24 protein-coding genes are annotated in these 20,119 nt (G+C 70.3%); 12 read left to right on the forward strand and 12 right to left on the reverse strand.

Features of this window, described 5'->3' with window-relative positions; all coding sequences use genetic code 11:
- The 4 genes from OEY_RS0108560 to OEY_RS0108575 form a co-directional block, all read left to right on the forward strand.
- The coding region (locus OEY_RS0108560) for an oxidoreductase (RefSeq protein WP_010593469.1) at positions 1–977 on the forward strand (977 nt) is incomplete at its 5' end.
- A gap of 43 nt (positions 978–1,020) precedes the next feature.
- On the forward strand, positions 1,021–1,899 hold the full coding sequence (locus OEY_RS0108565; RefSeq protein WP_010593470.1) for a coniferyl-aldehyde dehydrogenase: 879 nt from the start codon (positions 1,021–1,023) through the stop codon (positions 1,897–1,899).
- On the forward strand, positions 1,896–2,354 hold the full coding sequence (locus tag OEY_RS0108570; protein ID WP_010593471.1) for a nuclear transport factor 2 family protein: 459 nt from the start codon (positions 1,896–1,898) through the stop codon (positions 2,352–2,354). The genes OEY_RS0108565 and OEY_RS0108570 overlap by 4 nt, the downstream gene beginning before the upstream one ends.
- 13 nt (positions 2,355–2,367) lie before the next feature.
- Positions 2,368–2,895, forward strand: a complete 528-nt coding sequence (locus tag OEY_RS0108575; RefSeq protein ID WP_010593472.1) for a nuclear transport factor 2 family protein — start codon at positions 2,368–2,370, stop codon at positions 2,893–2,895.
- Positions 2,896–3,224: 329 nt separating this feature from the next.
- Here the strand turns inward: OEY_RS0108575 and OEY_RS28220 are convergent, their stop codons facing one another.
- The 5 genes from OEY_RS28220 to OEY_RS0108600 all read right to left on the reverse strand — a co-directional run bounded on the left by OEY_RS28220 (position 3,225) and on the right by OEY_RS0108600 (position 6,670).
- The gene (locus tag OEY_RS28220) at positions 3,225–3,602 is read right to left on the reverse strand and encodes a hypothetical protein (RefSeq protein WP_192811065.1); all 378 of its coding nucleotides are present in this window, start codon (positions 3,600–3,602) and stop codon (positions 3,225–3,227) included.
- Positions 3,603–3,638: 36 nt separating this feature from the next.
- Positions 3,639–4,316 (reverse strand): hypothetical protein, encoded by a 678-nt coding sequence (locus tag OEY_RS0108585; protein WP_225222675.1) that lies wholly within the window; start codon positions 4,314–4,316, stop codon positions 3,639–3,641.
- Between the two features lie 187 nt (positions 4,317–4,503).
- Positions 4,504–4,737, reverse strand: coding sequence for a hypothetical protein (locus OEY_RS0108590; protein ID WP_010593475.1), 234 nt, complete (start codon positions 4,735–4,737; stop codon positions 4,504–4,506).
- Between the two features lie 53 nt (positions 4,738–4,790).
- Positions 4,791–5,984, reverse strand: a complete 1,194-nt coding sequence (locus tag OEY_RS0108595; RefSeq protein WP_010593476.1) for a hemerythrin domain-containing protein — start codon at positions 5,982–5,984, stop codon at positions 4,791–4,793.
- Between the two features lie 29 nt (positions 5,985–6,013).
- Positions 6,014–6,670, reverse strand: coding sequence for a TetR/AcrR family transcriptional regulator (locus OEY_RS0108600; protein ID WP_010593477.1), 657 nt, complete (start codon positions 6,668–6,670; stop codon positions 6,014–6,016).
- Between the two features lie 420 nt (positions 6,671–7,090).
- Here OEY_RS0108600 and OEY_RS0108605 point away from each other — a divergent pair, with 420 nt between their 5' ends.
- On the forward strand, positions 7,091–7,588 hold the full coding sequence (locus OEY_RS0108605) for a GNAT family N-acetyltransferase (protein WP_230831744.1): 498 nt from the start codon (positions 7,091–7,093) through the stop codon (positions 7,586–7,588).
- A 296-nt stretch (positions 7,589–7,884) separates the two neighbouring features.
- Positions 7,885–9,567: a PHA/PHB synthase family protein gene (locus OEY_RS0108610; protein WP_010593479.1), complete on the forward strand. Its 1,683-nt coding sequence runs from the start codon at positions 7,885–7,887 to the stop codon at positions 9,565–9,567.
- Positions 9,568–9,654: 87 nt separating this feature from the next.
- Here OEY_RS0108610 and OEY_RS0108615 read toward each other — a convergent pair whose 3' ends face one another.
- A complete protein-coding gene (locus OEY_RS0108615; RefSeq protein WP_010593480.1) occupies positions 9,655–10,239 on the reverse strand; it encodes a helix-turn-helix domain-containing protein in 585 nt (194 codons plus the stop codon).
- Between the two features lie 49 nt (positions 10,240–10,288).
- Here OEY_RS0108615 and OEY_RS0108620 point away from each other — a divergent pair, with 49 nt between their 5' ends.
- Positions 10,289–11,128: a class I SAM-dependent methyltransferase gene (locus tag OEY_RS0108620; RefSeq protein ID WP_010593481.1), complete on the forward strand. Its 840-nt coding sequence runs from the start codon at positions 10,289–10,291 to the stop codon at positions 11,126–11,128.
- A 38-nt stretch (positions 11,129–11,166) separates the two neighbouring features.
- On the opposite strand, the gene OEY_RS0108625 is transcribed toward OEY_RS0108620, so the two are convergent.
- From OEY_RS0108625 to OEY_RS0108640, 4 genes are all read right to left on the reverse strand, one after another.
- Positions 11,167–11,841: a hypothetical protein gene (locus tag OEY_RS0108625; protein WP_237713737.1), complete on the reverse strand. Its 675-nt coding sequence runs from the start codon at positions 11,839–11,841 to the stop codon at positions 11,167–11,169.
- A gap of 46 nt (positions 11,842–11,887) precedes the next feature.
- Entirely contained in the window at positions 11,888–12,802 is a 915-nt protein-coding gene (locus OEY_RS0108630) for a TIGR03619 family F420-dependent LLM class oxidoreductase (RefSeq protein ID WP_010593483.1), read from the reverse strand.
- A 25-nt stretch (positions 12,803–12,827) separates the two neighbouring features.
- Complete coding sequence (locus tag OEY_RS0108635) at positions 12,828–13,649, reverse strand: SDR family NAD(P)-dependent oxidoreductase (RefSeq protein ID WP_010593484.1); 822 nt, start codon at positions 13,647–13,649, stop codon at positions 12,828–12,830.
- Between the two features lie 77 nt (positions 13,650–13,726).
- Complete coding sequence (locus tag OEY_RS0108640) at positions 13,727–14,695, reverse strand: NAD-dependent epimerase/dehydratase family protein (RefSeq protein WP_010593485.1); 969 nt, start codon at positions 14,693–14,695, stop codon at positions 13,727–13,729.
- 44 nt (positions 14,696–14,739) lie between these two features.
- Here OEY_RS0108640 and OEY_RS0108645 point away from each other — a divergent pair, with 44 nt between their 5' ends.
- Positions 14,740–15,384 carry a ScbR family autoregulator-binding transcription factor gene (locus tag OEY_RS0108645; protein ID WP_026137557.1) on the forward strand — a complete coding sequence of 215 codons (645 nt, stop codon included), beginning with the start codon at positions 14,740–14,742 and terminating at the stop codon, positions 15,382–15,384.
- Positions 15,385–15,401: 17 nt separating this feature from the next.
- On the opposite strand, the gene OEY_RS0108650 is transcribed toward OEY_RS0108645, so the two are convergent.
- Positions 15,402–16,340 carry a ScbA/BarX family gamma-butyrolactone biosynthesis protein gene (locus tag OEY_RS0108650; RefSeq protein ID WP_010593487.1) on the reverse strand — a complete coding sequence of 313 codons (939 nt, stop codon included), beginning with the start codon at positions 16,338–16,340 and terminating at the stop codon, positions 15,402–15,404.
- A gap of 388 nt (positions 16,341–16,728) precedes the next feature.
- Complete coding sequence (locus OEY_RS0108655; protein WP_010593488.1) at positions 16,729–17,043, reverse strand: helix-turn-helix domain-containing protein; 315 nt, start codon at positions 17,041–17,043, stop codon at positions 16,729–16,731.
- A 436-nt stretch (positions 17,044–17,479) separates the two neighbouring features.
- Between OEY_RS0108655 and OEY_RS0108660 the strand changes: the two genes are divergently transcribed.
- The 4 genes from OEY_RS0108660 (at position 17,480) to OEY_RS0108675 (ending at position 20,068) form a co-directional block, all read left to right on the forward strand.
- On the forward strand, positions 17,480–18,097 hold the full coding sequence (locus OEY_RS0108660; RefSeq protein WP_010593489.1) for a TIGR03086 family metal-binding protein: 618 nt from the start codon (positions 17,480–17,482) through the stop codon (positions 18,095–18,097).
- Between the two features lie 121 nt (positions 18,098–18,218).
- Positions 18,219–18,965: a pentapeptide repeat-containing protein gene (locus OEY_RS0108665; protein ID WP_010593490.1), complete on the forward strand. Its 747-nt coding sequence runs from the start codon at positions 18,219–18,221 to the stop codon at positions 18,963–18,965.
- A 112-nt stretch (positions 18,966–19,077) separates the two neighbouring features.
- Positions 19,078–19,419: a hypothetical protein gene (locus OEY_RS0108670; RefSeq protein ID WP_081005064.1), complete on the forward strand. Its 342-nt coding sequence runs from the start codon at positions 19,078–19,080 to the stop codon at positions 19,417–19,419.
- Between the two features lie 10 nt (positions 19,420–19,429).
- Positions 19,430–20,068, forward strand: a complete 639-nt coding sequence (locus tag OEY_RS0108675) for a dienelactone hydrolase family protein (protein ID WP_010593492.1) — start codon at positions 19,430–19,432, stop codon at positions 20,066–20,068.
- The last annotated feature ends 51 nt before the right edge of the window (positions 20,069–20,119 follow it).

The raw sequence follows: 20,119 nt of genomic DNA on the forward strand, positions 1-20,119 counted from the left end.
TGATCGTCACCGAGGGTGTCGCCATCGATCACCCGACGGCCGTGGACAATCCGCGTGTTCCGCGCATGCACGGCACCGAGGCACTCGCGGGGTGGCGCCGGGTCGTCGACGAAGTACACGACGCCGGGGGCCGGATCGTCCCGCAGTTGTGGCACGTCGGACCGTTGTGGGGCGCGATGAGCGCGGTCGATCCCGCACTGAAGCCGATGCGTCCGTCGGGCAGCTGGGGCACCCTGGGCATCACCTCGTACCCGGAGGACTACGTCGCGTGGGCCACCCGGCCGACGGAGGCGATGACCGAGCAGGACATCGCCGACGTGATCGCGGCCTACGCTCGCGCCGCCGCCGCAGCCGCCGAGGCCGGATTCGACGGCATCGCGCTGCACGGCGGGCACGGCTACCTGCTGGACTCGTTCCTGTGGGAGGGCACCAACACCCGGACCGACGCGTGGGGCGGTGACCTCGAGCGGCGCACCCGATTCCCCGCGGCCGTCGTGGCGGCCATCCGCGCCGAGATCGGCGACGATCTGCCCATCGTGTTCCGCTTCTCGCAGCACAAGCAGCAGAACTACACCGCGCGCATCGCCGAGACGCCCGACGAGCTGAAGGTGATCCTCGGCGCTCTCGTCGAGGCCGGCGTCGACATCCTCGACGCGAGCATCCGCCGTTTCGACACCCCCGCCTTCGAGGGCAGCGACCTCTCGCTCGCCGGCTGGGCCAAGCAGCTGACGGGCGTGACCACCATGGCCGTCGGCAGCGTCGGCATCGGCAAGTCGCTGCGGGAGAGCCGGATCAGCGGCTCGGCACCGATCGACGACAACGTCCACGAGGTGGAACGACGGATCGACAGCGGCGAATTCGACCTGATCGCCGTCGGCCGCCTGCACCTGGCCGACCCGGCCCTCGCGACCACCCTGCAAGCCGGGGGGCCGCTGCCCGAATTCGACCGCGCGATCCACGAAGCGTCGCTGACCTGACCCGAACGGGGCGGGTGCGCGGCGGTGACGACAGGAGGCCTCCATGGGATCCTCGTTCCCCGAGCAACTTTCCGCTGTGCTCGATCGGCAGCGCCGGACGCCGTCCACGGCGTCGGCCACCGATCCGGGCCACCGGGTCCGGCCCGTCCGCGCCATGATCGATCTGCTCGTGCAGCACCACAAGCCGCTCACCGAGGCGGTCCACGCCGACTTCGACGGACAACTGCCGACCCACGTGGTCATGGACGACATCCTCACGTCCCTGACGGCACTGCACCGGGTGCGGGAGTCGTTGGAAGGCTGGGGTAGCGCCGGTCGGCCCACCTACCGGATACCCGGGCCGTCGGGGGCGCTGTGGCACTGCGGCCCGCACCACGACGCCGGGACGGTGGCCATCGTGGGAAGCCGCACCGCACCCCTGTTCTCGCTGCTGGGACCGTGGGTCAGCGCGATCGGCACCGGCCACCGCGCCGTGCTGATGCCGGCCCACGGGCTGCCGCGCACGGTGCGAGTGCTGGCGGACGCCGCCGAGTCCCTCCTCGACCCCGCCCACATCGCGGTGCTCGTCGGGATCGAGAACCACGACGATCAGATCACCGCCGACCGCTTCGACCACGTCGTGGTCACCGGCGAGCACCACGCGTCGCCGCCCGGCGGGACCGCGACGACGTCCGTGCTGCGCCCCGGCGCTGCGGGACCGGTGAGTCCGCACCGGCGCACGTTCGCCGACGCGCTTGCGACGACGTACGCCGCGCTGCTGCCCGCCGTCACCGACCACCCCGGTCTCGTCGTGACCGTCGCCGACCACCCGGGCAGCTGCCCGGTCCTGCGCTTCACCCGCCCCGGAGCGGCCTCGTCGCCGACCGATCAGTGGGACGACGAGCGCGCGCCGGACGTCGAGCGATGGAGAATGCCCGCATGAGCAGCCCACTCGAGGATCGCCTCGCGCTCACGGACGTCGTCGCACGGTACGCCCGTGCCGTCGACCGCCGCGAGCCGGCCGTGCTGCGTTCGCTCTTCACCGACGACGCCGAGTTCGTGCAGCCGCCCGGGCTGGTCCGTCGCGGACACGACCCGGTGCTCACCGGTGCCGGACCGATCGCCGACGGGGTGCTCGCCGCGGTCGCGCACCTGCACTCCACACGCCACGTCCTCGGCCAGCACGTGATCGACCTCGACGGCGACCGCGCCCGGGGCGAGCTGTACTGCGAGGCGCACCACGTGTACCCGAGCGGCGACGGCTACCGGGACTACACGGTGTCCGTCCGCTATCGGGACGAGTACCGGCGCGAGCCGGACGGCTGGCGCATCTCGCGCCGGGAACTGGTCGTCGATCTCACCGCCGACCGTGAAGTGACGTTGCTCCGATCCGAGTGAGGGGGAAACCTTCGTGACACAGACCGACGCGGGCCTGACACTGAGCGCCGCGGAACAACTGCTGGCCGTCGAGGAGATCAAGCGGCTCTTCGCCGCACGGCTGCGGGTGATGGACACCAAGCAGTGGGATCTGTACCCCACCCTGCACACCGAGGACGTAGTGAGCGAGACCTGGGGCGGTCTGCCCGAGGACACCCAGCCGCGCACCGGTGGACGGTCCAATCGGGTCGTGGGCCGCGAACCGTTGCGGCGCGCCATCGAGAACCTGCTCGACGGAGGCACTCCGGTCACCAGTGCGCACCACGGTCACACTCCCGAGATCACCCTCACCGGCGACACCACCGCGACCGCCATCTGGGCGATGGAGGACGAACTGTGGTGGACGAACGGGACCGTCGAGGAACACCTGCACGGCTGGGGCCACTACCACGAGGAGTACCGGAAGGTCGACGGCGTGTGGTTGATCAGCTACCGCAAGCTCACCCGGCTGCGGCAGGTGCACACACCCGGGTTCTTCGACTTTCTGAAGCCGCTCCGGTAGGACTTCGCCGGTTGCCGTCTCGGGGATCGAGATGGTGACGGAGCGCCTTTCGCGGTAACGCGTCTCGTCGGTTCACCGGCTCTCGGTCCTCGTCGACACGCCACGGATGGCCCAGCAATTCTCTTGCGGAGCCGAGGGCAGCGCACGTGGAACGTCTTCGTGACGTCTCTGGCGGAAATCGCTCCAGAGCAACGGAATTGCTGCCACCGAGCACATTGCGCTCGCCCCTACCTCCCCAGTCTCCGCTGCGGCGGAACAGGATTCGGCTCTTCGACCACTCGAAGAAGTGCGTGGCACCCCTGACTTCGGAACTGTTCGGGAACCTGCAATTAGGACGGATGCGACTCTGCGGCCAATGCGTCGGCCAAGACCCGGACCCGTCCACGATCACTGCCTTCCATGCGTAGGCTGTCGCCCAACGGATCGTTCATCGCACACGCCGACACCACCGCGTCGTCGAGGTGCCGCGCTCGGTCCCGTGCGTCCTCCTTGTAGGCAGCACCTTTCAGCACCAGCGCACCGAGGACGTCAGGAACGCTCAGCCGGATCGATCCGTCGTCGTACTCGACGATGCAGTCGACGGTCTTGCGGAGAGCCGAAGTTCCTGCAGGCACGGCGAATACCTCACGGCCGGCCACCTTCGGTCGATGACGGGGCGCGAGATCGTCCGGGACAGTTCCGCTACCTGGGGTCACGGCGGCGTCCACCCGCCGACAGGAGCCGGCACTTCCCATCTCGGCCGGTCACCGGACGTCATCGAGCAAATTCTGTAGCACCCGCGTGCCGGCGCTACGCTCGCGAGTGTCGAGAGAGTCCATCAGATCCACTGCGACAGCTGCCAGCGGCACCTCTCCCCCACGAAAGGCATCCGCGATCGTCACCGCCCGCACAGTGATGTCACCATCCCCGTCGACGGTCAAACCGAAGTGATCGACAAGACCGTCGTACTCCTCCGCCAGTACATATCCGTCGATTCCTCTCCGGCTCGCAGCCAAACCGAACTTGCTCGCGACGGGGCGTCGTACCAGCGCGCTTGCGCCGGTCAGCACCAGATACTCGGAGAGGTTCGCCGCGCTGCCGGCCCATCCACGCATGCGATGAACCGCCGCACGGCGACGCGCGAGAAATGCGACTTCCTGCGCGCTGGATCGCCGGAGCCGGTGCTTGAGCCGGGCCATCTGCGCCGCCGGTATCCAGTCCACGTCCTCCCCGGACAGCAGCGTCAACGCCGCCCAGGCGACGTCTTCGTTCCAGGGCCGCCCGCGGACCGGGCGCAACTGTGCACGACGGTGCACCGAGCCGGCATCCAGGAGCAGCATGTCACCGATCTCACGCGCTACCACCACTTCGCCGGCGCGAGCCAAGCGGGCGACCTGTCGCCTGCTGACTCCCAGTTCGACAGCTGCGGCCGCTACGGACATCTCCTTCACTCATATATAGTCTCGACTGCGACCATATAACGCAATATTTCCACTTCAATCCCGTTTCTATTCCACCTCTGCAGCGCAGGCGGATCCCCACTCGCACCGGGCCGTCGAACATGGCACGACATGGGGGATGCCACGCGGGAGCGCCTCGATCGCGGCACCGGTCGGGACGAACCGGGGGTCACGCCAGATGCTGCCGGGGAGCGAGCTTCCGGTCGGCTCGGTCCACGGCGGCCCACACCGCGCCGATCTCCTCGTCGTCGGGATCGATGCACCCCTCGCACGCGAGCAGGTTCAGCTCGAGGAAGCCGTCCGACCGGTTCGCCGGGCCGGCCGCGAACACCATCGGGAGCAGACCGCGGACGCGGTCGGCGCCTTCGTGGAGTGCACGTCGAAAATGTCGCACCGGCAGCATCAGGGCACCGAGCCCTCGTAGCACCCTTCGGACAGATCGGCGTGGCATGCGCGTCAGGTGTATGAGGCAGGAGTCGGCCCTGTAGGCGTGCCGGCGCGGGCCTGCCGCCGCAGCGTCTCCAGGTTCTGTCGCATCTGTGGCCGCATGTCCTGGTGCTGCGGATGCAGGCGGGAGTAGAGCGCGAGCAGGGGGCGGTACGGCAGTACGTCGATCCGGTACGAGTGCGTCACCCGGGTCCCGTCACCGTCGGTCCGGAACACGTAGGACCAGGTGGTCGAGTCGTGGTAGAGCGGGTTGCGCCGGTCCGAGACGGTGTGGAATTCGAACCTCTCGCCAGGATCGGCGGCGGTCACCTCGCAGACCCGGGACCAGCGGGTGTGATGGGCGCGGTTGCGTCCGCGGAAGCGGGCCCCCACCGTCCCCGGCGATCGTCCCGGCAGCCACTCGCAGCTGCGGCACTCGGGGCTGCGCTCCCCGATGCGCGTGACGTCGGCGACCGCGTCGTACAGCTGCCGGGCCGGGGTGTCGATCCGCAGTTCCACCGACCCCTCGGTGCGGGGCGGCCGGTGCAGCCGCGGGCCGACATCGACGTCGGCGCCCCACCGAGCGGCGCATGCCCGCCGATACGGTCGTGCGAACGCATGCCGCAGCAGGAACCGAGTAGCGGGGCCGACCTTGCCGACGGCGACGTCGTAGTCTTCCCGATCGACCCCGTCGACCACCCAGTGAGCTTCGATCCCCAACTCCCGCTTCGCCTTCGAGGCAATGAACACCTTCTGCTCCACCTCGTCCCACTGACGACGGGTCAGGGTCCGGGCGACGACCGGCATCATCTCGTCCTCTTCGCGCTGCAGATGCGGCAGCAGTACCTGTTCGAGTGCGGTGAGGGCATGCACCAGATCTTCTCGGGCCGCGGGATCGGCACGGTAGTCGGTGGCCGCAGCGGTCACCCGTTCGATCTCGGGGCCGATCCGCGCATGGTCGGCGTCCATCTCGTCGAGCAGGGCCTCGGCGGCCGGGTTCACGGCGCGCACCAGGGGCCACAGTCCCTGATCCTCGCCGCTGTGGTGCAGGTGCAGGAACTGCATCATCCACACCAGATGATCGGCCAGGGCGACCCGCTGGGTCCGTTCGGGCGCAGGCGCGGTACGCAGTACCTGGGCGGCGCGCGTCAGATCGCGGCGCAGCGCGCTGTGCACGACACGCATGATCCGCGTGTCGGCGGGGGGCAGAGTGTCGGTTGTCATGTTCGTCTCCAGCCACGGGCACCCGAGTCTCACCCCGGGCGATCGAGAATTTCTTCGATGCGGTCGATGAGCCACGCCTCGTAGCGGACCCGACTCCAGCCGCATCCTTCGATGAAAAGGGCGTAGACCTGGTCCCCGGCCTGAACCCACAACTCGTCGACCTGACCGGGATCCGGGTGGCGGCCCAGAATCACGCCGGCGACGTCGGCGATCGAGAGCCTGCGTTGCCGCTCCAGATCGGCAACCACCGCGGCGAGCGCGGGATCGACCGTCGCCCCCTGGCGCAGTGCCGCGGCCAGGCGATGGAGGCGCTCGTTGATCAGGGCAATCATGCGCGCGGTGATCTCGATGCGCTCGCCGGTCGTTCGTCCGGAACCGATCTCCGTGTAGGCGGGCCGGGCGGCCAATGGCACCGGCGCGTCGTCGCCGACGACGGCGACGTCCAGCGCCGACTTCAACAGATCCGCCTTGGATCCGAACGTTGCGTAGACGGTTTCGACGGACACCCCGGCGGTCCGCGCGACCTCGCGCATCCCGGTGCCGACCCAGCCGCGCTCGGCGAACAAGCGGGCGGCGGCCTCGAGCACGACCCTCCGCGTCTGGGCTGCCTGCATCCGGCGCAGCGAAGAGCGGTACCGGCGAGTTCCGGAGCCGCCGGCCGTCGAGTCGTACTCGACCGTGGCCATTCTCCGATTCTAGAACGTAGGCGTTTTCGATACAATACTGTTCCAGTGATTTCCGTGCCCCGCTCGAATCCGAATGCACCCCCAGCACCACCCCTTTCGCCAGCCTGGGCGGCACACTGGTCCGGGACGGCCGAACGGACCATCGACTGTTCGACGGCCGGTCGGCCGCAATCCCGTTCGCACACAGTGACATACACTGCACTACGCCGGTGCAGCAACAGATCCGTGGTGATCGCCGGCTCCCCGATCGGGGTGCCGAACTCGAACTCACGCCCCGCGGCCGAAGGGTGGTCGCTGTCGCCGCGGCCGATGCCCTCGAGCGTCGGACCCCACGGTGAGCGCCAGACACTTCCGGACGTCCGTAGACGGAGCGATGCACGTCTGCGCCGTCATGATCGGGACGAACGGTAGTCTCGAACCGTGCAGGAGGCTGCGAGGTTTCACGTGCGGGAACCGGAGCCCGCCGATGCCGAGGCGATCGCTCGAGTGCAGGTCGCCACCTGGCAGGCAACCTACGGCAGCCTCCTCCCCAGCTCGTACTTCGACGCCACCGCGCTCGAGCAGCGCACAGCCATGTGGCGCTCCGTACTGAACGGGCTGCACCGTCCGCCACGACTCCGCGTCGCCGAAACACACGGAGACATCGTCGGGTTCGCTGCTGCCGGCCCACCGATCGAGGACGACGACCCCGTCCGAGACCTCCAGCTCTACACCCTCTATCTCCTCCCCGAACACCACGGAAGCGGTGCCGGGCAACTACTTCTCGATGCCGTTCTCGTCGGAGAACCCGCTCAACTGTGGGTTGCCGAGGACAATCCCCGCGCCCACAGCTTCTATCGCCGTAACGGGTTCATGCCCGACGGTACGGAGAAGATCTTCCCGCACGCCCCTCTGGTCGCGGTCCGACTCGTCCGATAGCTGCCCCTCATACCGAGCAAGTGATGCGCACACGCCGCCCGATGCGGGCATCACTTGCCACCGCACATGCAACAACGACTCCGCCCCGAGTGGCGGTGGCGCCCCGCCGACCGGCTCGTAACACGTGGACGTGATTGCGAACTGGACGCTTGTCACGATCACCGGACGGGGGCCCGGCACGGCCGGTACCGGCCCGAGTGGCCCGGTTCCGACGACTGCACCTGTCGCCTACGCAATACCCGGCCGCTGGGACACCGATCCGGTGCGACAATCCAGGTGTCGAAGGGAGGCGCGAGATGACCCAGACACGATCGGTGATCGGGGACAGCGTCGAGGAGTCGATCGGCGGCGGCGAGGACGTCGCGCCGCCGCGGCTCGGGGCGGCCGTCGGTGCCCTGGCCGACGTGTTCGGTCACGGCCGGACCGTGGCCCGGCACGGCGCGGCGTTCGGCAAGGAACTGGCGAAGATCGCCGCCGGTCGATCCACGGTGGCCCCCGCCGAGGGGAACCGCCGGTTCGCCGATCCGGCGTGGAGCACGCACCCGGCCTACCGCCGGCTCGAGCAGACCTACCTGGCCGCCACCGACGCCGTCGACGGCGTCGTCGCCGACGTCGGCCGCGGCATCGACCCACGCCGGGCCGCCGAGGCCAAATTCGCCGCCGACATCCTCACCGCCGCCCTGGCGCCGACGAACTACCTGTGGACCAACCCCGCCGCGCTGAAGGAGGCGTTCGACACCGCCGGCCTCAGCCTGGTGCGCGGCACGAAGCACTTCGTCTCCGATGTGGTCGAGAACCGGGGCATGCCGTCGATGGTCCGACGCGGCGCCTTCACCGTCGGCACCGACCTGGCGGTGACCCCGGGGGCGGTGATCTCCCGCGACGAGGTCGCCGAGGTGCTGCAGTACACCCCGACCACGGCGACGGTCCGCCGCCGGCCGGTGCTCGTGGTGCCCCCGCCCATCGGCCGGTACTACTTCCTGGACCTGCGCCCGGGACGCAGCTTCGTCGAGTACAGCGTCGGCCGCGGCCAGCAGACCTTCCTGCTGTCGTGGCGCAATCCCACCGCCGAGCAGGGTGACTGGGACTTCGACACCTACGCCGGGCGGGTGCTGCGCGCGATCGACGAGGTACGGGAGATCACCGGCAGCGACGCGGTGAATCTGATCGGCTTCTGCGCCGGCGGGATCCTCGCCACCACGGTGCTCAACCATCTGGCCGCCCGGGGCGACGACCGGGTGCACAGCATGGCGTATGCGGTGACGATGCTCGACTTCGGCGATCCGGCACTGCTCGGCGCGTTCGCCCGGCCTGCCCTGATCCGGTTCGCCAAGGGCCGGTCCCGCCGCAAGGGCCTCATCAGCGCCCGGGACATGGGCTCGGCGTTCACCTGGATGCGCCCGAACGATCTGGTGTTCAACTACGTGGTCAACAACTACCTCATGGGGCGCACCCCGCCGGCCTTCGACATCCTCGCCTGGAACGCCGACGGCACCAACCTGCCCGGCGCCCTGCACGGGCAGTTCCTCGACCTCTTCCGGGACAACCTGCTCGTCGAACCCGGCGCGTTCACCGTGCTGGGCACGCCCCTCGACCTGACGTCGATCACCGTACCCACCTTCGTCTCGGGCGCGATCGCCGATCACCTGACCGCGTGGCGCAACTGCTACCGCACCACCGAGTTGCTCGGCGGCGACACCGAGTTCGTGCTCAGCTTCTCCGGGCACATCGCCAGCCTGGTCAACCCGCCCGGCAACCCGAAGGCGCACTACTGGACCGGTGGCACACCGGGCCCGGACCCCGATGCCTGGCTGAAGGGCGCCGAGCGGCAGCAGGGCAGCTGGTGGCAGGCCTGGGCCGACTGGGTGCTCGCCCACAGCGGGGAGGAGATGCCCGCGCCGAGCGCGCCCGGCAGTGCCCGGCATCCCCCACTCGAGGCCGCCCCCGGCCGATACGTACGCGACCTACCCCCCGACTGAACGTGTCTCTCACGGATCACATCTCGGTGACGACACGATGCATGTCGGGGCCGAGGGGCCGTCGGTGATGTCGCGGTAGCGCCGGCGTCACGGCCGCGACGAGCCGTGCTCACCGTGGAGGTGGGCACGCTCGCCGTCGTGGTCGAAGATCGTGAGAATTTCCACCGGACCGTCGTGGGCACCGATGACGTGCGGGACCATCGTCGAGAACGCGGCGGCCTCGCCGGTCCGCACCAGCACCGTCCGCTCGCCCAATTGCAGCCGGGCCGTGCCGGCGAGCACGGTGAACCACTCCCGGCCCGGATGCACCGCCGCCGCACCGGTTCCGGTGGGCCGGTCGGGGGTGATGCGCATCTTGGCCACCGTCACGCCGTGCAGGGCCCGCTCCCGGGACAGCAGCCACGTCGTCACCCCGGGCATGTGCTCGGGCTGCGGCCGGATCACCACGTCCTCGTCCTCGGCGGATTCGACGAGCTGATCGAGCGTGGTGCCCAGGGCCCGGGCGATCGGCACCAGTTGATCGAGAGCGATCCGGCGGTTGCCGGTCTCGATGCGGCTCAGCGTCGACGGGCTGAGCCGGCAGCGGGCCGCCAGCGAATCGAGCGACCAGCCGCGGGCCAGGCGCAGGCTGCGGATGCGGCGGCGGATCACGGCGTCCAGATCTTGCGTCATACGCAAGATGGTATGCGTCATAGGCACCACGGCCGCTACCGTGAGCGACATGACGCACCACACCCACTCTCCGGGCCACCCGCACACGCATCACGAGGCCGGCCTGGCGGACCTCCTCGACCTCGACGCCGAGGTGCTCGGCGCGTATCTGGACGAGGTGACGGCGTGGGCCGAACCGTACGCCCCGGTCCGTCCCCGGGTGATCGCCGATGTGGGGGCGGGAACCGGAACCGGCAGCGTGGCCCTCGCCCGTCGATTCCCCGACGCGGAGATCGTCGCGGTCGACCGGTCGGCATCGATGCTCGACCGCGTCCGCGCCACCGCCCGCGAACACGGCCTCGCCGAACGCATCCGGACCGTCCTCGCCGACCTGGACACCACCCGGCTTCCGGTCGACGAGGTCGACCTCGCGTGGGCGGCCTCGTCGCTGCACGAGGTCGCCGACCCGGATCGGGTGCTGCGCGACCTCCACGCCGGCCTGACGCCCGGCGGGTTGCTCGTCGTCGTCGAGATGGACGAGCTGCCGCGCTTCCTGCCCGACGACACCGGACAGGACCGGCCCGGCCTCGAGGAGCGCTGCCTTCGGGCGCTCACGGAGGCAGGGTGGAACGCCCACCCCGATTGGCACGCCCATCTCGAGCGCGCCGGGTTCGAGGTCGCCGACCGGCAACGGTTCTCGACGGAAGCCACTGCGGCACAACCGAGCACGGTGCGGTACGCATCGACCTACCTGGCCCGCATCCGCGACGCGCTCGACGATCGGCTGGACAGGGACGACCTCGACCGGCTCGATCGCCTGCTGTCGCCCGGCAGCCCCGAACACCTGGCGCGGCGACCGGATCTGACGGTCCGCAGCGTCCGCACGGCGTGGGCCGCCCGGCGGCCCTGACCCGACACCGTCCGCTTCGGAGGGCGAACAGTGCGCGACTACCTGCGTGGCCTGTCCCCGAAGGGCAGCACACCGTCGACGTCCGCGATCTCGAAACCGAACCGCACGTCGTCGCCTAGTCGGGCGGCGTACACCTTGCGAATCCCGGCCGGCAACGGCGGCAACGGAACCCGCCGAGCCGCGACGACCGGTACGAGCAGGCCGTAGCAGCGCAGGCGCAGCAACTCCACGTAGGCGACGTCGTCGACGACCGCCCCGTCCACGACGGCGCTGACGTTCAGCCGACGGTGATCGGCGCGGATGTCGTCCCCGCGACTCAGCCGCCACGGCGTGTCGAGGGAGTTGAACCAGTCCAGCACGACGGTGATCGGTGCGACGCCCTGCACGTCGAGACGCGCCGCGCTGATCCGGGTGGACAAGCCCGGCACGTTCCGCAGCCCGTGTGCGGTCACCGTCAGGCTGTCGATGCGCCGGTCGTCCCAGTCGAGTCGGCTCAGCCGCACGCGGGCGCGCAGATGCGCGCGGTCACGACGGATTCGGACGCCGTCGACGACGGCACGCAGCGGCGCTCCCTGCACGGTCGTCTCGACCGGACGGCCGGCGTACCGGAGGGCGAGACCGCGGCCGAGCAGGTCGACGAGGGTGTCGGGGACCAGCGCGGTGACAGTGCCCGCGCCGAGTTCGGCGAGCGGCTGCATCCATGCACGTTCCACCCCGGCATGATGCCACCGCACCGCAGGTCGTGGTGGGACCGTCGCTCTAGGCTGCCGCCTCCCGCAGCACCGTGACGAGCGTCGCGAGCCGGTCCGCGGCCCGGTCCGGATCGGGATGCACCATGGTCAGCGGGACCATCACATCGGTGACGCCGACGGCAAGGAGCTCTTTCACCGCCCGAGCGGTCTCCGGCACGGCGATCTCGCCGCTCGCCTCGTGCACCACCTGCAGCCGCCCGCGGATCTGCAGGTGGTCGGGGTCGCGTTCCTCCCGCTCGAGCGCGGCACGGAGCAGGTCGCGGCCCCGTTGCAGCTCGTCCGGTCCGGCACCCATGATCGGGATCCACCCGTCGCCCCATCGGGCGAGCCGGCGGATCACCGGTTTCGACAACGATCCCGAGACCCAGACCGGGATCCGCCGGTCTCCGGGGCGCGGCGAGCAGTACACCTCGGTGAAGGCCACGCTGGGCCGCTGCACCGAGGCCGGGGCGTGCTCCCACAGGGCCCGGCAGGCGGCGAGCGTGTCGTCGAGCAGCGGCCCGCGCTCGCGGAAGCTCAACCCGGCCGCCTCGTATTCCTTCTCCTGCCAGCCGGTTCCGACGCCCACGTCGAGCCGCCCGCCGGACAGGTGGTCCAGGGTGGCCGCGGTCTTGGCGAGCACGGCCGCGCCCCGCAACGCCGCGATGATCACGCCGGTGCCGAGGCGGATCGTGCGGGTCCGGCCGGCGATCACCGCCAGCACGGTCATGGGTTCGAGCCACATCGCATCGGGTTCGGTGGCGAACGGTCCCCACGCGTAACCGGAGGTGTCGGACCCCATCACGACGTGGTCGGTGACGTTGACCCGGTCCACCCCGCTCTCCTCCGCCCGGACCGCGACGTCCACGAGGTGGGCGTAGTTGTCGCGGGCCAGCACGTCGCCGAAGTTGGGGAGGTTGACGCTCAGGGTGGGAGGATTCACGCGAAAGGTCCTTCGGTGGTAGGGATCAGGGCGCGAGGGGACGATTGGTCCACGATCCGTCGGCGCGGGCGAACCAGCCGCCGGCCGCGTAGCTGCCACCGTCGACGTGCACCGTGGACCCCGTCACGTAGCGGGAGAGGTCGGAGGCGAGGAACAGAGCCGGCCTGGCGACGTCCTCGGGCCGGCCCGGACCGCCGAGCGGCGCCCAGCCCGGCCAGCGGTGCCGGTCCGCCTCGGGCACGAGCCGCTCGTACGGCACCTGCGGCGTCTCGATCAGGTCGGGTGCGATCGCGTTTACCCGGATGCCGTGCCGGCCGACCTCGAGGGCGAGACTGCGGGTGAAGTGCCGTAGCCCGGCCTTGTACGTGCCGTACACGACGTGCCCGGGAATGCCCCGGTGCGCCTCGACCGTGGTGACGTTGACGACGGAACCGCCCCTCCCCCGGTCGATCATGCCGGGAAGGACGGCGCGGGTCATCCGCAGGGCGTGGTCGAGGTTGACGCGGGCGAGGGCTTCCCACTCGGATTCGTCGGCCTCCGCGAAGGGCGTCGCGGCGCGGAGGAAGTCGCCGACGTTGTTGACGAGCACGTCCGGGTCATGGGCGGCGGCCTCCGTCGCGACCGCCGGGTCCGCTGCGTCACCGACGATCGGAACCGCGGCGGGTACTTCGGCGGCGAGCTGCTCGGCCGCCCGGCGATCGGTGTCGACGAGGACGACGCGGGCACCGTGCTCGGCGAACAACCGCACGACGGCCGCGCCGATGCCGTTCGCTCCTCCGGTGACGACCGCGGTCCGTCCGGACAGCAGTGGATGCGACGGAGTGTTCGAGCTCGGCACGGTGGTCACCGTCGCGACGGTAGCCGTCCCGCCCCGGCGGCATCCGGCGGTTTCCCGGTGGCCGGGAACGGCGCCGTGCCCACCCCTTACGGAGTGAAGGCCGGGGGTGGCACGCGCAGCCCGGTCTCCCGCCAGATGCGCGTCGCGTCGTAGTAGTGGTCGTGACCGGCGAGATCGATGTGCCGCTCCGTCAGTCCCCGCTCCGCCGCGAGGGCCACGGCCTCGTCGTACCCGAGACTGGTGCTGGGCAGGTCGAATCCGGCGTCGCGCGCGACGGCCGAGGCGAGTGCGCGCACACTCACCGGCTCCGGGTGGGCGGCATGCAGGACAGCGCCGCCGGCCCCGGGACGGGTGCCGCGAACCGCGAGTGCCGCGATCAGGCGGCCGAGATCACCGACCGAGATCACCGACAGCAACGGGCGTCCGTCCTCGACCCACGCACCGAGACGAGTGAGGATCTGCGCGATTCCGGGCACGAACCAGCGGTCTCCGGGTCCGTGGACGAAGGCGGCGCGCACCACCGTGCCCCCGTAGTCCCGCACGGCCAGCTCGGCCGCGAGCCGGCTCGCACTGAGCACCGAGACCGGGTTCGGCACGACGGCGTCCTCGGCGACGCCGCGGTGCGGGCCCGGTCCGTAGACTCCGATCGTGCTGACGTAGATCACGTGGGGCCAGTGCTGCCGGTTCGCTGCCGCCAGCAGGTTCTCGGTCCCGGCACGGTTCACCTCGTCGCACGTCTGCGGGTCCGATCCGGTGTACGAGGCCGCATGCACGATCACGTCGGCGGCGGCGATCACGGTGCCCAGGGACGACGGTTCGGTCAGGTCCGCCGCGATCCGTCGCGTCGCCGCGGCGGGCACGTCGTCGGGTCGTCGCGCGACGGCCGTGCAGGGCACACCCGCCTCCGTGAGCCCGGCCAGCACGGCGCCGCCGACGAAGCCGGTCGCGCCGATCACCGCGATTCGCGGGTGCTGCGCCGAAGGTTCGTCGCGGCGGCATTCCGGGGCGGCGGGTACGATTCGGCCGGGTGGGGGAAACCCGATGGGGTTCGTCACGATGCACCTCGTCGGAACACAGGGTGGGAACGGAGTGAGGACGGATGGCTCAGCAAGCGCGGGCGGTGGCTACCAGGCAGCAGATCGTCCTGGGCGCGGCAGAGAACTTCGAACGATCGGGCTACGAGGGCGCGAGCCTCGGGGCGATCGTCGAGAGCTCGGGTATCACCAAGGGTGCTCTCTACTTCCACTTCCGGTCGAAGGACGAGCTCGCGCAGGTCGTGATCGAGGAGCAGCATCGCATCTCGATCGCCGCGGTCGAGGCCATCGCGAACCTCGACATTCCCGCGCTGGAACAGATCGTGATGCTCTCGCACGAGATGGCGCGCCAGATGATCGACGAGCCGATCGTGCGGGCCGGAATCCGTCTGACCCTCGAACTCAGTGCCACCGACGGGCCCACCGGTCCGTACCTGGACTGGATTGCCGCCTGCGAGAAGCTCACCGAGCAGGCGATCGCCCAGGGCGACATCCTCGACACGATCGACGCGGCCATGCTGGCCCGGTTCGTGATCTCCGCCTACAACGGTGTCCAGCTCGTGTCCAACGTGCTCACCCACCGGCAGGATCTCGAGCAGCGCCTCGACGAGATGTGGATCCTGCTGCTGCCCGCCGTGATGCCTGCCGACCGCCACGGTGAGATGCCGCGGATCCGCGCGGCCCGCTGGACGCCGCCGTCCGGCGACTGAACGACGGTCGCCGGCGGTCAGCATCGCGACCGGTCCGGCGCGAGCCGCACGACGCCGCTCGCCAGGACCTCGCCCCACTGCTCGACGGTGGTGCGCACGATCCACGGATCGTGCGCATCGATTCGCGCCACCACGTTCGCGGGCTCGTCCAGTTCCACGAACCGGTGATAGGTGGCCTCGATGAGCGCGATATCCGCGTCCGGACACCCGCACGCGGCGCGGGCGCTCTGGCGGAACGCTTCGAGGAGGAGCATTCCGGGCACGTGGTCGCTGGGATGGTCGAACAGGACGGGGTGCCGATCGTCGACCCGCAGACGCCAGCGGTTCTCGGCGTACTGCGGTCCGAGGACGACGTCCACGGGCCGGGACTGGCCGACGACGACGGGGGAAATCGGCGGGGGGCAGACGGGATCCCCGATCCGGCGGGGGCCGGCGCCGTTCCAGCGCAGCCGCTGGTAGGCGTCCGGGGTGAGGACGTTGGCCACCCCCTCCCCCGTGCCCACCCGCTGTCCGTCGATCGCGAACACCACCGTGAGGTCGAACTGGGAGAGCAACCCGCCGCGATAGACCGGGTCGTCGAGGGAGGCGTCGAGCACGACCTCTGCGGCTCCGGCCCCGATGGCCAGCGCGTCCACCGCCGCGTCCACCCGCAGGGTCTGCATGACGAACGGATGGCCGAGCGGCACACGATACTGCGTATGCCCCAAGTAGATCGCCGTCTGGCGCAGAGTCTCGGCGATCAGCATGGCGTCGTAGCGGCCGGTTTCGGTCCGGTAGAAACCGTGCAGCCGTGGCCATTGGGCACCCAGAAGGAATCGGTGGGCGACGCCGACGGACGTGCAGTCCGTCAGGAACACCTCCGACACCGATTGCCGATGGACGTACCGCCTGGGCACCGTCGACTCGAAACCGAGGACGGGACTGTTCCGGGGCACTGCGTCCGCATCCACGGTCATTGTCGCTTCTTTCATTGCAAACCGGCCGGACTGCTTTTATCGAGGGACTATAGACGACCGGGACGAATCGGGAGACGCTCGCGTCCGGTAGCCGGCACCCTCGTGGGGAACGGTTTCCGTCCCCCGTCGATCGCTCGGATGAATTCTTCGAACTCCACAAACCGATCGACCGGTTTATGCTAACGTGTAGTGCAGTCGGGAAACAAAAAGGGTCGGCCGTGGAGCACGCGGAGGGGTGTTTCCGATCGACCCGAAATCACGGCACCTCCGCGTCGCCGGGACTATACGAGGGGTAGTCCCAGCGGCGCGGAGGCGTGTCTGCCCCCCCCCCCGCATCGAGCCTGTACCCGCCCGGCCGGAACCCGGTGCTCCAGTTGCCCCGGGTGCTCTAATTACTCGGAATCCGGCTCCGCGCTTCGGCGAGCTGATCCTCGAGGCAGACGATGCGGCACGCCGCGTCCACCGCCGTGCCGCTGTCGACCAGTTCCCGCACCCGCGCGACGATGCGGAGCTGGTTGCGGGAGTAGCGGCGGTGGCCTCCCTCGGAACGGTGCGGAACCACGAGGCCGGGGGCATCGAGACTACGGAGGAAGGCGGGGGTGACGCCGAGTGCCGCAGCGGCGCGGCCCATGCTGAAGGCAGGGTAGTCGTCGTTGTCGAGTTCGTTGGTGACCGCGGGAGTGCGGTCGTCGGTCGGATCCACGTGCCCTTCGTTGCTACGAGAGGGAACCCCGGCACGTGCAGCGCCGGGGTTCGTGACGGTTATGACAATGCCGGCCTCGACCGGCACGAGGAAATGACATACACGAGTTCGCAATCCCGATGGATACGCATCACCAGCCTCTCGCTCTGTTCTCCGGTGGCGACGTGGTCGGCCTCCCAGAGTCCGCCCCGTCGCGCCGTCGGGGTGGAGCCGCAGAACCGAGTGCGGCTCCACCCCTCTGCAACTTCAACTTCGCCGGCAACCCGTCGGTTGCCCCTCTTCCGGATCCTTCGCGTTGACGCCCTCGATATTATCGGCCGCGCTATCGAAAGTCTACTGTTGCGACTGCAGTTTCTTTCGGCTGCCGCAAGGCCGCCCTTTGATCCTGTCGGACCGGTGCGGCACCATGAGCGCACCGCCGCCGGAAGGAACGCTCATGCCCGAGATCCTCGACCTGGCACCGGCCGCCCACGAGATGGCACGGCTCGTCGGCGCGCTCACAGACGAGCAACTGGCCCGTCCCACCCCGTGCGCGGGCACGACCGTCGGGGACCTCGTGGATCACGTGGGCGGGCTGTCCCTGGCGTTCACCGCCGCCGCGGGTAGAGCTGTCGGCGATCACAGACCGTCGGCGGATGCCTCCCGGCTCGGTGACGACTGGCGCGTCAGGATCCCCGGCCAGGTCCTCGCCCTCGCCGAGGCGTGGCACGACCCCGGCGCATGGACCGGAACCACCCGGGCCGGCGGCGTCGACCTGCCCGGGTACGTCGCGGGAGTCGTGGCGCTCGACGAACTCGTGATCCACGGCTGGGACATCGCGACCGCCTGCGGCCGGAAGTTCTCCTGCGATCCCGCCGCGCTGGCCGCGTGCCTGACGTTCGTCGCCGCGACCACCGACGAGGAACGCGCAGCCGGCGGGCTCTTCGGGCCGGCCGTCGCGGTTCCCGACGACGCCCCGGATCTCGACCGCCTGATCGGGCTCAGCGGACGCGACCCGTCGTGGCGTCCGCCCCACGACCGCCGGGAGCCGACCCCGCGCGACGGTCCGGACTAGGCTCGGCGGGCGCCCCGACCACAGTCCGCCCGCCCAGAAAGGCACGCATTCCTTGCCCGACCACCCCACTCCCCGCCCGGAACTACTGGCCGACTGCGCCGACTGCTTCGGATTGTGTTGCGTGGCTCTGCCGTTCGCCGCGTCGTCGGACTTCGCGATCGACAAGGACGCGGGCCGGCCCTGCCCGAACCTGCAGGACGACTTCCGCTGCGGCATCCATCGGGACCTGCGGAGCCGGGGCTTCACCGGGTGCACCGTCTACGACTGCTTCGGTGCGGGCCAGAAGGTTTCACAGCTCACCTTCGGCGGGGAGGACTGGCGGCGCTCGCCGCAGCTCGCCCGGCAGATGTTCGACGTCTTCCCCGTCGTGCGCCAACTGCACGAGCTGCTGTGGTATCTCGACGAGGCGGCCGCCCTGCCCACCTCCGGGCCGATCCGCACGGACCTGCGCGCTGCGCGGGCCGCGACCGACCGGCTGAGCAACGGCGACGCCGGCGCGCTCGCCCGCCTCGACGTCGCGGCACACCGGCAGCAGATCAACACCCTGTTGTTGCATGCGAGCGAACTCGCCCGGGCCACCGTGCCCGGTCGCAGGAAGGACCGTCGCGGTGCGGACCTGGTCGGCGCGAAACTCCGCCAGGCGAACCTGCGGGGCGCCAGCCTGCGGGGCGCCCTCCTCGTCGCCGCGGATCTGCGCGAGGCCGACCTGCGCCGCGCCGACCTCATCGGCGCCGACCTGCGCGATGCGGATCTGCGCGGCGCCGATCTCACCGGCAGCCTGTTCCTCGTCCAGTCCCAGCTCGACTCCGCGCGGGGCGACGGCCGCACCCGGCTGCCCGCCACAGTGACCACGCCGAAGCACTGGTAGCGCAACGGGCGAATCGGGCCCGTTGCCCGCGAAAGCCCTCGATCCGGCCGCGATCGGGTGTGCAATAGGTCCCATGAACATCCCCGACCTCCTTCCCACAGACCGCCGCCGGATGGCTCGTGCTGCCGTGGATTCGCTGGGTACCCAGCGCAGTGACCACGCCCTCGTCCGCGTGAAGTGCCCCGCCAGCCACAACGTCGCCACCGTCTACCGCACGCCGGAGGGGCCGGTGCTCGTCGCCGGCGGTGGGCCGACGGCACACGGCAATCGCGACCGCTCCGAGACCGCACATCACGGCGGCTCCCTCGGCTCCGAGTTCGTCGACACTCTCGAGACGACGCAGTTCGAGGACGACGACGTGCCCGCGCGCTGCGCGTGCGGCCCGCACACCCTGTCGCGCCAGGACCTGCAGGACGCGGTCCGCTCGCACACCCGCACGGTCACCCTGGCCTGAGCCGAACCCGATGAGCACCGCCGACAGCGCGCGAGACGTCGAGCTCGAGCTCCGCGACGTGGCCCTGGCCGGCACCCTGACCGTCCCCGCCGGTTCGGACGGCCTGGTGATCTTCGTGCACGGCAGCGGCAGCAGCCGGTTCAGCCCGCGCAACCGGTACGTCGCCGGGGAACTGAACGCCGCCGGTCTGGGCACGCTGCTGTTCGACCTGCTGACGGCCGGGGAGGAGGGCGACCGCACCCTCGTCTTCGACATCGAGCTGCTCGCGGGCCGGCTCGGCGAGGTGACCGACCTCGTCCGCACGGAGGCCGCGTGGATCGGTTACTTCGGGGCCAGCACGGGTGCTGCCGCGGCGCTGTGGGCCGCCGCGGACCCGGACCGGGAGATCGCCGCCGTCGTCTCCCGCGGCGGACGGCCGGATCTCGCGATGCCTCGGCTCGGCCGGGTCCGTGCCCCCACGCTCATGCTCGTCGGCGGCCTGGACCGCACGGTGATCGAACTGAACCGGCAGGCTGCCGCGGCCCTGCGGTGCGAACACGACCTGCGGATCGTGCGCGGGGCGACGCACCTGTTCGAGGAACCCGGCACGCTCGAGGTCGTGGCGCAGCAGGCGCGGGACTGGTTCCTCGACCACCACCCTCCGGCCTGACCGGAGCGCAACATACATGGTGTCGGAAACCTGTGCAGCTGCGACGAATTC

Source organism: Rhodococcus sp. P14 (assembly GCF_000256505.1).
GTDB classification, from domain to species: Bacteria; Actinomycetota; Actinomycetes; order Mycobacteriales; family Mycobacteriaceae; genus Rhodococcus; species Rhodococcus ruber.

Excerpts from the sequence above, each read along its gene's own strand:
- OEY_RS0108675 (WP_010593492.1), top strand. The coding sequence starts at position 19,430 with ATGAGCACCGCCGACAGCGCGCGAGACGTCGAGCTCGAGCTCCGCGAC.
- OEY_RS0108670 (WP_081005064.1), top strand. The coding sequence starts at position 19,078 with ATGGCTCGTGCTGCCGTGGATTCGCTGGGTACCCAGCGCAGTGACCAC.
- OEY_RS0108600 (WP_010593477.1), bottom strand. The coding sequence starts at position 6,670 with ATGGCCACGGTCGAGTACGACTCGACGGCCGGCGGCTCCGGAACTCGC.
- OEY_RS0108645 (WP_026137557.1), top strand. The coding sequence starts at position 14,740 with ATGGCTCAGCAAGCGCGGGCGGTGGCTACCAGGCAGCAGATCGTCCTG.
- OEY_RS0108585 (WP_225222675.1), bottom strand. The coding sequence starts at position 4,316 with ATGTCCGTAGCGGCCGCAGCTGTCGAACTGGGAGTCAGCAGGCGACAG.
- OEY_RS0108615 (WP_010593480.1), bottom strand. The coding sequence starts at position 10,239 with ATGACGCAAGATCTGGACGCCGTGATCCGCCGCCGCATCCGCAGCCTG.
- OEY_RS0108610 (WP_010593479.1), top strand. The coding sequence starts at position 7,885 with ATGACCCAGACACGATCGGTGATCGGGGACAGCGTCGAGGAGTCGATC.
- OEY_RS0108595 (WP_010593476.1), bottom strand. The coding sequence starts at position 5,984 with ATGACAACCGACACTCTGCCCCCCGCCGACACGCGGATCATGCGTGTC.
- OEY_RS0108660 (WP_010593489.1), top strand. The coding sequence starts at position 17,480 with ATGCCCGAGATCCTCGACCTGGCACCGGCCGCCCACGAGATGGCACGG.
- OEY_RS0108590 (WP_010593475.1), bottom strand. The coding sequence starts at position 4,737 with ATGCTGCCGGTGCGACATTTTCGACGTGCACTCCACGAAGGCGCCGAC.
- OEY_RS0108650 (WP_010593487.1), bottom strand. The coding sequence starts at position 16,340 with ATGACCGTGGATGCGGACGCAGTGCCCCGGAACAGTCCCGTCCTCGGT.
- OEY_RS0108570 (WP_010593471.1), top strand. The coding sequence starts at position 1,896 with ATGAGCAGCCCACTCGAGGATCGCCTCGCGCTCACGGACGTCGTCGCA.
- OEY_RS0108620 (WP_010593481.1), top strand. The coding sequence starts at position 10,289 with ATGACGCACCACACCCACTCTCCGGGCCACCCGCACACGCATCACGAG.
- OEY_RS0108565 (WP_010593470.1), top strand. The coding sequence starts at position 1,021 with ATGGGATCCTCGTTCCCCGAGCAACTTTCCGCTGTGCTCGATCGGCAG.